11 protein-coding genes are annotated in these 13354 nt (G+C 47.2%); 7 read left to right on the top strand and 4 right to left on the bottom strand.

Annotated features, from left to right (window positions below):
- Positions 1–139: 139 nt before the first annotated feature.
- Both ACFODX_RS13460 and ACFODX_RS13455 read left to right on the top strand, forming a co-directional pair.
- Positions 140–877, top strand: a complete 738-nt coding sequence (locus tag ACFODX_RS13460) for a helix-turn-helix transcriptional regulator (RefSeq protein ID WP_378119949.1) — start codon at positions 140–142, stop codon at positions 875–877.
- A gap of 34 nt (positions 878–911) precedes the next feature.
- A complete protein-coding gene (locus ACFODX_RS13455) occupies positions 912–1640 on the top strand; it encodes a tRNA (adenine(22)-N(1))-methyltransferase (protein ID WP_378119947.1) in 729 nt (242 codons plus the stop codon).
- 164 nt (positions 1641–1804) lie between these two features.
- Here the strand turns inward: ACFODX_RS13455 and ACFODX_RS13450 are convergent, their stop codons facing one another.
- From ACFODX_RS13450 to ACFODX_RS13435, 4 genes are all read right to left on the bottom strand, one after another.
- Positions 1805–2800 (bottom strand): GGDEF domain-containing protein, encoded by a 996-nt coding sequence (locus tag ACFODX_RS13450; RefSeq protein WP_378119945.1) that lies wholly within the window; start codon positions 2798–2800, stop codon positions 1805–1807.
- 90 nt (positions 2801–2890) lie between these two features.
- Positions 2891–3463, bottom strand: coding sequence for a nitroreductase family protein (locus ACFODX_RS13445; RefSeq protein ID WP_378119943.1), 573 nt, complete (start codon positions 3461–3463; stop codon positions 2891–2893).
- 23 nt (positions 3464–3486) lie between these two features.
- Positions 3487–3759 (bottom strand): helix-turn-helix domain-containing protein, encoded by a 273-nt coding sequence (locus tag ACFODX_RS13440; protein WP_378119941.1) that lies wholly within the window; start codon positions 3757–3759, stop codon positions 3487–3489.
- Positions 3760–3762: 3 nt separating this feature from the next.
- Positions 3763–5529, bottom strand: coding sequence for a pentapeptide repeat-containing protein (locus ACFODX_RS13435; protein WP_378119939.1), 1767 nt, complete (start codon positions 5527–5529; stop codon positions 3763–3765).
- A gap of 252 nt (positions 5530–5781) precedes the next feature.
- Here ACFODX_RS13435 and ettA point away from each other — a divergent pair, with 252 nt between their 5' ends.
- The 5 genes from ettA (at position 5782) to ACFODX_RS13410 (ending at position 13248) form a co-directional block, all read left to right on the top strand.
- A complete protein-coding gene (gene ettA, locus ACFODX_RS13430; protein ID WP_378119937.1) occupies positions 5782–7446 on the top strand; it encodes an energy-dependent translational throttle protein EttA in 1665 nt (554 codons plus the stop codon).
- 109 nt (positions 7447–7555) lie between these two features.
- Positions 7556–9010, top strand: coding sequence for a sodium:proton antiporter NhaD (nhaD, locus tag ACFODX_RS13425; protein WP_378119935.1), 1455 nt, complete (start codon positions 7556–7558; stop codon positions 9008–9010).
- A gap of 365 nt (positions 9011–9375) precedes the next feature.
- Complete coding sequence (locus ACFODX_RS13420; RefSeq protein WP_378119933.1) at positions 9376–10407, top strand: nucleoside hydrolase; 1032 nt, start codon at positions 9376–9378, stop codon at positions 10405–10407.
- 58 nt (positions 10408–10465) lie between these two features.
- Positions 10466–11830: a hypothetical protein gene (locus ACFODX_RS13415; RefSeq protein WP_378119930.1), complete on the top strand. Its 1365-nt coding sequence runs from the start codon at positions 10466–10468 to the stop codon at positions 11828–11830.
- On the top strand, positions 11830–13248 hold the full coding sequence (locus tag ACFODX_RS13410) for a hypothetical protein (RefSeq protein WP_378119928.1): 1419 nt from the start codon (positions 11830–11832) through the stop codon (positions 13246–13248). Before ACFODX_RS13415 ends, ACFODX_RS13410 begins: the two co-directional genes overlap by 1 nt.
- Positions 13249–13354 lie beyond the last annotated feature (106 nt).

The raw sequence follows: 13354 nt of genomic DNA, 5'->3' as shown, positions 1-13354 counted from the left end.
AAACTAAGGAGCAGTATCCATACTGCGGCTTTTTTAATTGTGAAGTACATTTGTCATATCCTCCTTATCTTCGGCTTACCCGTGTTTCCATGCTAATAAAAAAGGTGCCAAAATACGGCACCAAATATTGGAGTTTTGGATGGGTAAAAACAACCGCTATTCCCAGATAGATCGACACGACCAATTAATTGGTCTTTTGCGATCTGCAGACAGCCATAGGGTTGATGACTTAGCAGTGTCACTGGCCGTGAGCCGACGTACACTGCTGCGCGATTTGGATCTGCTCAAACAGCGTGGCTACCCCATAGAAACAGAGGCTGGTCGCGGCGGTGGCGTCCGCTTATATAAACATTGGGGAATTGGCCGTTTACAACTGAATTATCAGGAAGTCATCGACCTTCTACTTTCCATTGCAATTATGGAGAAACTCAACTCGCCCATATTTCTCAATCATTTAAACAGTGTTAAACACAAAATATTTTCCAGCTTTCCCTCTGAACAACAAGCCAGGGTTAAAAAAATTCGCGAGCGGTTACTGATTGGCGAATTAGCCTCTGAAGTTGTCACCAGTAATTACCAAACAATTACCAGCAATATCACAACACGAGAAGTCAGCACTGCTTTCTTCGAGCAGAAAACACTTTACATCGAGTATTCAGACGAGAAAAAAAACCACACCAAACGCCGCATAGAACCACACTATCTGTTCTTGAACTGGCCAGTTTGGTACATACTCGCTTGGGATATAGAAAAAGATGCACCACGCTGTTTCAGACTGGATCGATTGCAAAAAGCAATTGCAGAAAAAGAGGGGTTTCGTTTGAGAAAGTCCAACATCCTAATGGCAGAAGCAGAAAGCTATGCCAGGAAACTTTAACCTTGCTAGCACAAAGCACACTAAAGCATAAATTATGAAACTGGGAAAACGACTGAGCCAAATTGAATCCATGGTGCAAGATGGTTATGAACACATATGGGATTGTTGTTGCGATCATGGCTTATTAGGTGCATCTCTGCTCACTCGTAAAGCAGCACCACACATTCATTTTGTCGATATAGTGCCCGCACTGATGGAGCGATTAGAGAACAAACTCAAACAGTTCTTTCCGCAGGAATCAACATCAGAAAAAAACAGCGCACCATCGCAATGGCACACCCATTGCCAAGATATAGCCACATTACCAATAGATCGGTATACGGGAAAACAATTGATCATTATTGCCGGTATTGGAGGCGATTTAATGATCGAGATGATCACTAAAATATATACCCTGTACCCGCACATGGAGCTGGATTTTCTACTTTGTCCGGTGCTTCACAACTTCCGGCTTAGAGAAACACTAATAAAATATCGCTGTCATTTACAACGAGAAGTTTTAGTAGAGGAAAACCATCGATTTTATGAAATTTTATTAATATCGACCAACCCTATACATGACAGCTCGATAAGATCAATCACCCCTGTTGGAGAAGACATCTGGAGTACAGAAAGCCCTAACCAGCAATTAATAGCGTATTCCTATCTGGAAAAAACTATAGCTCACTACCAACGAATGCAAACAAGACCTCATACAGACGTACAAACGATTATTAATCAATATCAGGCTGTTCGTTTAAAACTCATAGCGAAGATCGATTAAAAAAATATTTACAAACCACCCCTAGCATCAATGAACCTAGCGGCGACAATCATTATTGCTAAATATCACTTTAAATTTATATAAATTCACACTCTGGTTTTACACAATAAAAAACGCCATTAAAGAGCAACTTTGATGGCGTTTTTGGGTGCTAAAAATAAATATTAATCCGGCTGATAAACGCTAATAGCATCGCGACCACCAGCTTTACTCATATACAGGGCTTCATCCGCAAAACGAATCAACTCCTCAGCGGCGCCATGAGTTGAAGAGGCAATTCCTATACTGATCGAGCAAGAGCGCTGTAGCTTGTCACTATGCTGTTTGACGTACTCACACAAGCGCTCAGCCAATTGCGTCAAACCCTCACTGTCGGTATTGAGCGCAGCGAGAATAAATTCATCGCCACCCACACGACAAGGGATATCTGTACTGCGCGCAATATGTTTAAGCCCATCACCCACGATTTTAATAACAGCATCACCTGTCTCGTGACCAAACTCATCATTGAATTGTTTAAAGCCATCAATATCGATCATCATAACCGACAAGGGTTGTTTAGTTCGCTTGCTGAGCTTAATCGCAAATTCATAGCGATGTTGGAAGGCACGACGATTGAGCAACCCAGTCAGTGGATCGGTGTTGGCAAGGGTGGCTAAATTTTCAATCTGATCACGCAGAGAATCCACTTTGGCTTGCGCATTACGAGCATCGATTGTGAGTTTTAACTGTAACGCAAGTGCATCTGCAATATAGCCAAGACTTTTTATGTGATGTACATCGAGCTCCACTTTGTCATCGCTTGCACCGCAAAGTGTACCAATCATTTGATCGGCAATTTTAATCGGCAGTACAACAAAGCTCTGCATGCCTTGTAATGCTCCGCCACTGTTTGGGAACCTGAGTTGTATTTCGGTTGTTGCGGTAAGCTGCTCGGAAAGCATAAGTTGGCACATTGAATCAGTCCAGGCTACTTGCGAACCGGTTTCGATATGCAGGCTGCCCGTATTCTGGGCAATCACCACAGTTTGCTGCTGCGTTTGCCAGTCAATTGTGGTGATGAACGACGTTTTAAGTCCGGTGATATGAGTAATGAGATTCAGCAACGGAGTTGCCGCACTTATAAATGTATCTTGCTCTATTACATCCAAACTGTTCATTTTTCATGTCTCGTAAACTCAGCCGAAAGTGTAGTACAACTTCAGGCAAAGACAACAAAACATCCCTGTTCATAAGTATTTATAACATGCTTACTTTTTCACCCAAATCTCATCCAGCTTTTTACGTGCTGAGGGCACCTCTTTTGCGCGCAGTGCTTCGGGTAAAGCTTCGGTGCTACCTTGTTTACCAATCACAAAAGCCATGATTACTTCGTCGGTTGCATCATCCAGCGCAAAAAAAGTTTTGGCGGCATCCTTGTGGATGCCGGCCATGCCATGGCAGTGCAAACCTTCGTGCTGGGCTTGCAACACCATACACATCCATGCTGCACCTGAATCAAACCCGCTGTGAGCATTAGGTTTACCGTTATGCTCAAAATTCTTTTGCGCCACCAAAAAACCAATCACTGCAGCCTCTTTGGCCCAAACCTGGTTGGCATCTACCAGTAGTGCCAAATAATCGGCAAACGTTGAATCATTTGATGTATAGAAACGCCAGGGTTGTGCATTAAAACAAGAAGGCGCAAAACGTGCGGCATCGATAATGCGTGCGAGCACGTCTGGTGCCACAATTGTTTTGGTAAATGCACGGGGTGACCAGCGATGTGAAAATTGCTCAAGCACGCCGGGTAACGGGTCACGCAGGGAAAAATCGGTACTCATAACAACCTCCATCACATTTATGTTTAGGGATATTCCAATACAGTTTTAAGTTGGGGGATATTCTCTTGCACCCACAGTGGATTTACTGCACCCCAGTTGGACAGGCTAAAAGTGCCATCCGTATTGTCTAATTGAATTGCCAATTCATGGATAGCGGCCAGGGTATCCTGTGCTGTGCGCCTTGGCATGCCGGTAGCGGCGATAATTTTTGGAACAGTATTAACACCTTGGGCAATTAGCCAGGCAACATAAATCCGGCGATAAAAACTGGTTTTGGTTTTGCTGTGCTCACTCATTTTTTATTCCGTATCAACCAAGGGAATAGCTGCTGATTGCGGCCGCATTTCACGATTATTTTTTAACAGTTGCACAGCAAAACATTCAATGTTTTCACCCTGTGCAAAATTGCCAATCGGTTTTTTTAAAGGTACATGCCGTGGTGAAAATTCAAATAACTCGCTACGTTCCGCATAGTGTTTTACCCGCTGGCTCACCAATACTTCGCCAGGCTCAGCGGCTGCTTCCATACGCGCCGCCATACTGACTGCCATGCCTTCCAAATCAGGCACCTCAGTCACTTCGTTATGCACTACCAACACCTCGCCCAACTCAACACCAATACGCAATTCAAATCCGGCAGCATTGAGCACATCGCGAATCATGCAGGCGCAGGATAAACCGGCAGTGGCATTTTTAAAGGTGACCCGCAGTGAATCACCTTCCATGTTGGGGTGCCCGGCGGAAAACTTTTTCAAGATGGGTTTTACCAAACCGCGAAACAGGGATAACTTTTCCGATAGCTCACCTTCCGACCAGCGGGAAAAGCCTTTCAAGTCCATGAATAATATGGTGAGGTTGCGCACCTGGTCACGCTCATGGTCGACCGCCAGCTCCAATAAACGCGGCCAAAATTCTTCGCGAATTGCAGCGACTTTTTCTTTCAGCTGAAAATGTAGCTGGGTATTGTTGCGCAACATCAATTGCGCCAATTGAATACGCTCTGCCTCGGCTTGCAGTTGTTGTTTTAATTCTGTTGGATTGTGAGTTCCGGCTTCTTCCACTACAAACTTCACCAAGGCGCCACCAGCGACATCGCTGATGGACTTTAAACGCAAAATGGTGCCCCAGTGCACCGCGGTTAAATGTTCAATAAATATGGGTAAGGTGGCAAGTTCGTGATCGGCAAGGCGATAGGGGTAACGCAATTCAATGGTGATAGCTTCGGCAAAGATACGCTCAAATTCATGCGCGCGATAAGACGTTTTTTGTTTGCCCTCTTTATCCCAAAAACAATGGGTGCAATGAATGTTATTGATTACCCAATTCGCAGTATTAGCATTCCACAATTTGGCACCATTTAAATACGCATTGGCTAATTTACTTTTGGAGAGATTCGCCTCTCGCAAATCACACTCACTCAAATCGGCACTGGTAAAATCGACCTTACTCAGATCCATACGGCGCAGATTAACTCCCGCCAACATGGCAGATTTTAATTGCGCACCGGTCAAGCTTGTATTTTCCAGATTGGCATTGCTAAAACAGGCGCCCGATAACTGCGCATTGGATAAATCAGCACCGCGTAAATTAGCACCGGATAAATTGGCATTGGTCAAATCCACCCGCGCCAGTTTCTGGTCCTCTAAATTACTGCCTGCAAGCGAAACATCGCGCAAAATAAGGCCGCTGATGTCGTGTCCGCGGAAATCAATATTTTCCAACCTGGCTTCGCGAGTATTGGCTGTCAGCAAATTGGCTTGATACAGCAGCGAACCGCTGAGGTCGCAGTGTGCAAAATTGGTAGCAATTAATTTTGCGTTGGAAAAATCGTTGTTTTGTAAATCAGAAAATTGCAAATTCGCCAGTATCAAATCCGCATGTTTAAAATTGCAATGGTTGATTCGTGCACTGCGCAGTGACACTTTGGAGAGGTCGCATTCACTGAGGTTCAAGCCTTGCAGCTCGACGCCATCAAGATTGATTTCTCCGGGTGCGTAGTGTTTTCGCCAGTAATTCCAGGAAGTGGCGCCCTTTTTAAGTTCCTCAAGTATCCGTTCTTTATCCATGTGGTAATAATCTCGCTGTAGGTACCCGGGTACAACTGCCCATAGTAGCAGCTCATTTAATATCCGAGTAGGCAAGTTCAACCACCAGGCGGCCCATTAACTGAGGCAGCTAATCAACATTTATACCCGGCCCGGAGCTGCAGTTACTGCGCCTGGCTCATGGCAAAAGCGCGATGCATTCTTTATAGTACGCCCGCTGAATTTTCACCCTGTTGGCAGCTGCCAACCCTTTTTTACCGAGGTCTAGCCCCCATGGCTCAATACGTATACAGCATGCATCGGCTTGGCAAAGTTGTGCCGCCCAAGCGTGAAATTTTAAAGGACATCTCCCTGTCGTTTTTCCCCGGCGCCAAGATTGGTGTGCTCGGCCTGAACGGCTCAGGTAAATCCACCCTGTTGCGCATCATGGCTGGCGTGGATCAGGATTTTAACGGCGAAGCCCGCCCTATGCCGGGCATCAAAATCGGCTACCTGCCACAGGAACCGCAACTCGATCCCACGAAAGATGTGCTGGGCAACGTGCAAGACGGTGTGCGCGAAGCTGTGGATGCACTGGCCGAACTGGATGCTATCTACGCCGCCTACGCCGAACCCGATGCCGACTTTGACGAGCTGGCCAAGAAGCAAGCCAAGTGTGAAGACATCATCCAAGCCTGGGATGCCCACAACCTGCAGCACACCTTGGAAGTTGCCGCCGACGCCCTGCGCCTGCCGCCATGGGATGCCGATGTAACCAAACTCTCCGGTGGTGAGCGCCGCCGTGTGGCGCTGTGCCGCCTGCTCTTGTCCCGCCCCGATATGCTGCTGCTGGACGAACCCACCAACCACTTGGATGCGGAATCGGTTTATTGGTTGGAGCAGTTCCTCCACAACTTCAGCGGCACCGTAGTGGCGATTACCCACGACCGCTACTTCCTTGATAACGCGGCCGGTTGGATTCTGGAACTCGACCGCGGCCACGGCATTCCCTACGAGGGCAACTACACCAGCTGGCTGGAGCAGAAAGATGCCCGTTTGGAGCAGGAGCAGCGCGCTGAAGCTGCGCACCAAAAAGCGCTGAAAACCGAATTGGAGTGGGTGCGCCAAAACCCCAAAGGCCGCCAAGCCAAGAGCAAGGCGCGTCTGGCACGCTTTGATGAATTGCAATCGCAAGAATTCCAGGCGCGTAACGAAACTAACGAGATCTACATTCCGCCGGGTGAGCGCCTGGGCGATAAGGTCATAGTGCTGGAAAACGTCAGCAAAGGCTATGGCGACCGCCTGTTGATCGACAACCTGTCGCTGAGCATTCCTAAAGGCGCGGTCGTGGGTATTGTGGGTGGTAACGGTGCGGGTAAATCTACCCTGTTCCGTATGATCGCCGGCACTGAACAACCCGATAGCGGTACTGTGACTATCGGCGATACCGTTAAAGTCGCCTACGTTGAACAGAGCCGCGAAAACCTGGACGACAAAAAGTCAGTGTGGGAAGCGGTATCCGATGGTTTGGATGTGCTGAAGATTGGCAACTACGAAGTGAACTCACGCTCCTATGTGGGCCGTTTTAACTTCAAAGGTTCTGACCAACAAAAACGTGTGGGCGAACTCTCCGGTGGTGAGCGCGGCCGTTTGCATTTGGCCAACACCTTGAAGCAAGGCGCCAACGTATTGCTGCTCGACGAACCCTCAAACGACCTGGACATCGAAACCCTGCGCGCCTTGGAAGATGCGATCCTCGCCTTCCCCGGCTGCGTACTGGTGATCTCGCACGACCGCTGGTTCCTCGACCGTATTGCTACCCATATCCTCGCCTACGAAGGCGATTCCGATATTGTTTTCTTTGAAGGCAACTACACGGAATATCACGAGGATTTCGTCAAACGTAAGGGGCATGATTCACAGCCGAAGCGGATGAAATACAAACCGCTTAAGGCGTAAAAAGATCGAAAAAGGCAGCTCACACGAGCTGCCTTTTTTGTTTCCGGGGATCACAATGCCAATTCAGCGACGACTACAGACATAACAATAGCTATCACGAGGAGAACCCATGCAACAAAAAATCCTGATATTTATCGCGCTTATCTCGTGTTTGTTGAACGGCCAAAATGCCTATGCAAATGATGGTGCCGCACTTGACCTGACGCAGACAGCTGCAGGTTGGTTTTGTGTTGGTTTATTTGTGATTGCCTATTTATTCGTAATGCTCGAAGAAAAACTTCATCTGCGCAAATCAAAACCAGTGTTGGCCGCAGCCGGTATTATCTGGGTCATCATCGGCTGGATTTACACCCAACATGAACAATCGGCCTTAGCCGAGCAAGCCTTTCGTCACACCCTGCTTGAGTTTGCAGAATTAATGCTATTCCTGTTGGTGGCAATGACCTATATCAACGCCATGGATGAGCGCGGGCTGTTTAATGCACTGCGCGGCTGGATGATTAAAAAAGGATTCAGTTTTCGTCAATTATTTTGGATCACCGGCTTAATGGCATTTTTTATCTCGCCAATTGCCGACAACCTCACCACGGCATTATTGATGTGCGCCGTAGTGTTAAAAATTGCCGAAAATGAAAAAGCATTTATCAATATGTGCTGCGTTAATATTATCGTAGCGGCCAATGCTGGCGGCGCCTTCAGCCCCTTTGGCGACATTACCACCCTGATGGTATGGCAAGCTGGAAAAGTAGATTTTTTTACCTTCTTCCATTTATTCCTGCCATCACTTACCAACTTCCTCGTGCCTGCTGCCATTATGAGTTTTTTTATTAAAAATAAAGTGGCACAAAAAGATGAAGAAGATTTATTTCTGGAAACACTCACCTACAAAGAAGGTGCATTTCCCATTCTGTTTTTGTTTTTGGCTACCATCGCCAGCGCCGTTCTCGGGCATGTAGTTATTCATATGCCACCCGTACTCGGCATGATGCTGGGGCTGGCGTATTTAAAAATATACGGGTTCTATTTACGCAAAAAAGGCATTGTCGATCTTAAAAAAGTAGAGGCAGTACAATCCGATTTTATGCCCGATAAAAATGAAAATCCGGTCACTAAAGTTCCCCTACCCTTTGATGTATTTCAACCATTAGCGCGCCTGGAATGGGATACCTTGCTCTTTTTCTACGGCGTGATTATGTGTGTAGGAGGGCTTGGTTTTATGGGCTACCTGACACTCATGTCCGAGTCGCTGTATGGCAACTTCAGTGCAACTGTTTCCAACATAAGCTTGGGCCTGGTTTCCGCCGTTATCGACAATATTCCGGTGATGTACGCGGTGCTCACCATGGCACCGGATTTTTCGCAAGGGCAATGGCTGCTGATAACACTGACCACCGGTGTAGGTGGCAGCATGTTATCCATCGGCTCAGCCGCCGGTGTGGCGCTTATGGGGCAAGCCCGTGGCTACTACACCTTTCTTGGACACCTGAAATGGACACCTGTAGTTGCACTGGGTTACTGCGCCAGTATCGCCATGCACATGTGGATCAATACTGGCCTGCTGTAATCAACATCAGCGGTTTATAATCAATAAAAAATAAATAAATCAAAAACGCCGATTAGGATGACTAATCGGCGTTTTTTATTCGCACAAATGCAATTTGCAATCTACATTCATCTCGGTGCGATATTTTTTGCACTGCAGAAATAATGCACAGTGTCGGCAAATTCAACCGTCAATGTGCTCTGCGTAATATCGCGTAATAGCCACAGGATTATTACGCCAGATATTATAACCGGTGATTTCTCACTGATTTATTTTTAGTCATTCCATGAGCAATCGCTTTATCGCTAGACCTTTACCGCTATACAGGGAGTTGATAGCTATGCGGAATCTTTTTAAAAAATTAACCAGCAAAATAAGGATTCGTTATGACAAACTTCACGCCCCACACTCGAGTATTAATTGATACCGACGCCGATTTTGATGACTACCTGGCGATGCTGTATCTACTCAAACACCCCGCCGTTCAAGTGACTGGCATTACCGTTACCGGCACTGGCGATGTGCATTTAACCCCCGGTGTACGCAACATCAGCAATATGCTTACCCTGCTCGATGATCCCGCTGCACTAAAAATTCCTGTTGCGCGCGGTGCACAAGCACCTATGATTTACAGCAACACTTTTCCCGGTAGCGACCGCACCGCAGCCAACGAACATTACAACGCTGAATTTCCGTCCACCAATCCCACACCTACACTTGATTGCGCACACACTTTTTTGCGCGACTATTTTATCAACAGCACAACACCCACCACGGTATTGTGTATTGGTGGCGGCTCCAATTATGGGAAGCTATTTGAATCAGCCAAAAACGATCCAGAATTGCATGCGGCGCTACAGAAAAATATCACCCGCATTGTGATGATGGGCGGCAATTTATTACCGGAATTTACCCCGCCCGGTTTTGCAGGCGCAGAGGGAAATATCCAAGCCACCATGCAACCCACGCCCTACTACACCAACAAAGTAGCAGAGTGGAATATTTTTGTGGATGTACGCGGCGCCGAAGAAATTTTTTCCAGCGGCATTCCCATCACTCTGGTTGCCCTGAATGCAACCCAACAAGTGCCGATTACCGATGCGTTTGTTGCACAAATAAAACAAATTAATAATCCCGCCACCAACTTTCTCTATGCAGTCTTAACCAGCAGCACTATTAAAGGCGGCATAGGAAAATATCTGGATTTTTGGGACCCACTCGCCGCTTGTGTATTAACCACACCTTCACTTGTCACTACACAAACCTTACCACTTCGCGTTGAACAACAACTCAATGAAGAGGACGATAAATCCGGCATGATCATCGTGGACAAACAGCGCGGCCATTTATTGGATGTTGCACTCAGTGCTAATGCCAGCGCGGTGTACAACACCTATCTGGAAATTATCGCGCGCTAAATTTTTCCAACTATTTTAATCACTCGCGAATATTTTAATTATCAATAAGGACCGTGTTATGAAACGCACTTTATTTGCACTGGCGTGCATTTTTGCAGCCAATACCGCCCTCGCCGACAACGCCAAAACCGAAGCCTATCGCGATGCGGCCATACCCGCACCAAAAGATTGGCAAGGCCCAAGATTCAGCTTAAGCCACAATTACCCCAAACAACAACCAGCCCCCTGTACTGCAGCAGAATGCCCCTGGCTTGCAATTGATTTAAATATGCAAACCGATTTTTCTGCGGCGGGCGTACCCTCTTGGGAAAAAAATTCGGTGTATAACCAATACATCATGAGTATTTTGAATTATGTAAAACAAGGCCAAACCCTGGATCTAAATAATGCCGAAGGTTTAAAAACCCAGGTCGATGGTAAAGATAAATGGTTTCACATTCCCTGGATGGCCTTTGACCAACATACCGGGCGCGAATTTGTGCACGGCCTGACAAATGAACGCACCGCAGTCATCAGCGATTTCTACGGCGAGGAACGCCAGGGTTTACACGGGCTGCCCAACGCCAAATCCGGCGCGCAAGCGGGTTTTGAAACCTGGGCTGTCGGCATGTACAACAACTACGGCGGTTACACCATTGGCCAAAGCTGGAGTAAAAAAGGCACGCCCAATATTGAAACTATTAATGGCGTTACCTCCACCAAAGGCATGCCGTTTATGCAAGGCACAGTAGTGGTGAAATTTTTATTTACCACCGCAACACCTACTGATGTTCCCTATTTAACAGGCAGCCCTACATGGCAGGCAGATCGCCACATAGAAACCAACAACAAATTTTCTTGCGAGCGCAAAGTGCAAGAAGTGCGTTTGGTGCAAGTGGATGTAGCGGTAGTGGATGAACGCTCACCCAGCCGCTGGGTCTATGGCACCTTTGCCTATATCATCGGCCCCGGCAAAACGGTGTGGGACAATTTACAACCCGTTGGTTTGCAATGGGGCATGGACCCCTGGACATTCCCCGCTGTGCCCAAAGCGGAATCCATTGCGCCACGCCAGAGTGTGTTGAATGAATCCATTAGCGCCTTTGAACATTTTGGTTGCAATGGTCGCCTCGCTGGCCCGGTCGATAACAAACTCAGTTCCTGTATGTCCTGTCACGGCGGCGCCTTTGCCAACACTGCAGGTAATACTTTTGCCACTGGCGCTTACGGCCCACCGATTTTTGGTTTCCCCGGCATCTGTGAACAATACAGCCAGGACAATGTGGAATATTTCCAAACCATTCAATTTCCACAGGGCTATACCGGTGGCAATTATCCCGATGCGATGAATCTGGACACCTCGCTGCAAATGCAAATCGCACTGCAAGAGTGGTCATTGTTTAAAGCAAAAGGCAAAGCCGCTGCTGCCTGTGAGGTGAAATAATGAAAAAATTATTATTGGCCGTTAGTGTGTTAGCCAGTGGCAGCGCCATCGCGCAAGAAAATATCTATAAAGATTTACAACCCACCATTAGCGGCACACCACTTAATGAAGTGCCAGCGCAACCTTTTGCTGCATCGGGCGTAGTGAAGCGCCCCTTCTTTGATTATTTTAATTGGCAAAATTTTATCGCGTTAATGTGGCCCAGCAAGGTGCAATCCCACGGCATTCCCTACAAACCGCAGGATGCAAAAGTCTTTGGAAAATACACTAAAGATTTACAACCCGTATGGCTGGGGTGGAAATCGGCATTTGATTTATTCCCGCAAAATGGTGACAAACCTATCGCCTGGGAACAAAACAATGGCACTGCCGTCTGCCGCAACATAAAAGCAGGTGATACCCGTCCGGTATTAATTACTGGCTCAAAATTTACCTCAGTGGCAGACGAACTGGATCAAGCCTTTGGCGGCCCGCTGCCGGATCAAACCGGGTTATTTACCCGCTATGAAGTGCGCATGAATAAAGTGGAATACGATTTTGTGCGCAGCAATGGCTACTACAACAAAAGTAACTGGCCAGCCGATGGTATTACTTTACCCGCTGGCAATGGCGAAGAGGTTGCGGGTGTAATAGAAGTGAAAGCAGCATGGCGGGATTTACGCAAGGTGGATAAAAAATTCCACTCGCGTTTTTTCACTCTGGAAAATGCACTGGTTTCCATTCCAAACACCTGTACCGACAAACCCAACAGCATGATTGTATGCGACTGCGAGCCAACCACTGTCGGTTTGGTGGGGTTTCACATAGCGCAAAAAACACCGGATTTTCCGCAGTGGGTTTGGGCTACCTTTGAACAGGTGGATAATTTGGGCGAGGACGCCAGCACACCCAAAGACATGCAACCCTCTTATTACGACCCGGAACTTTATAAAAAGTATCCACACGTATTGCGTGCAAATCCGGCAGCACACCCAGGTTCCAATCGTGTACCAGACGCTACCGATTTTAATCCCGAGCCAATTAACGTAGTGCGTTTAAGCCAAATTCCCGATACACCCAAACCCGCTGCCGGAGAACAGGATTACTCCACCACCGGCATGAATAACATGTATCGCGAAATGCTTAAAGGCACTGTGTGGGAACACTATCAACTCATTGGCAGCCAGTGGCCACAATTGCCTTCTATTTCACCCAAAACCCCAACCGATGGCGATTTTGGCTGCGAGGACGGCACCGAAGTGCAAGCCGGAGGCATGCCCTTTCCGCAATGCCAAGTGGCTAACGTAACAATGGAAACCTACCACCAATACGACAGCTGCATGAACTGCCACCAAGGCGCACAACGCGCCGGCGCAGACTTCAGCTGGCTACTCGCCACACGCGCCTACATAGAACCCACTGGTGAACTGAAAAAATAATTTCACCCATTAACACACAATACTGACTGCTACTTATGAGTCAGTATTGTTTTTAAATAATTATTTGCGTGAATAATCCTCGCGAGCATAAGAATAAAGTTGCGAG

Source organism: Cellvibrio fontiphilus, from assembly GCF_042646205.1.
Classification (GTDB): domain Bacteria; phylum Pseudomonadota; class Gammaproteobacteria; order Pseudomonadales; family Cellvibrionaceae; genus Cellvibrio; species Cellvibrio fontiphilus_A.
This window is presented reverse-complemented; position numbering and strand designations above follow the sequence as displayed.

What these genes read in the sequence shown, in the direction of transcription:
- ACFODX_RS13445 (WP_378119943.1), bottom strand. Translation starts at nt 3,463, where the DNA reads ATGAGTACCGATTTTTCCCTGCGTGACCCGTTACCCGGCGTGCTTGAG.
- ACFODX_RS13460 (WP_378119949.1), top strand. Translation starts at nt 140, where the DNA reads ATGGGTAAAAACAACCGCTATTCCCAGATAGATCGACACGACCAATTA.
- ACFODX_RS13410 (WP_378119928.1), top strand. Translation starts at nt 11,830, where the DNA reads ATGAAAAAATTATTATTGGCCGTTAGTGTGTTAGCCAGTGGCAGCGCC.
- ACFODX_RS13455 (WP_378119947.1), top strand. Translation starts at nt 912, where the DNA reads ATGAAACTGGGAAAACGACTGAGCCAAATTGAATCCATGGTGCAAGAT.
- ACFODX_RS13435 (WP_378119939.1), bottom strand. Translation starts at nt 5,529, where the DNA reads ATGGATAAAGAACGGATACTTGAGGAACTTAAAAAGGGCGCCACTTCC.
- ACFODX_RS13450 (WP_378119945.1), bottom strand. Translation starts at nt 2,800, where the DNA reads ATGAACAGTTTGGATGTAATAGAGCAAGATACATTTATAAGTGCGGCA.
- ettA (WP_378119937.1), top strand. Translation starts at nt 5,782, where the DNA reads ATGGCTCAATACGTATACAGCATGCATCGGCTTGGCAAAGTTGTGCCG.
- ACFODX_RS13440 (WP_378119941.1), bottom strand. Translation starts at nt 3,759, where the DNA reads ATGAGTGAGCACAGCAAAACCAAAACCAGTTTTTATCGCCGGATTTAT.
- nhaD (WP_378119935.1), top strand. Translation starts at nt 7,556, where the DNA reads ATGCAACAAAAAATCCTGATATTTATCGCGCTTATCTCGTGTTTGTTG.
- ACFODX_RS13420 (WP_378119933.1), top strand. Translation starts at nt 9,376, where the DNA reads ATGACAAACTTCACGCCCCACACTCGAGTATTAATTGATACCGACGCC.
- ACFODX_RS13415 (WP_378119930.1), top strand. Translation starts at nt 10,466, where the DNA reads ATGAAACGCACTTTATTTGCACTGGCGTGCATTTTTGCAGCCAATACC.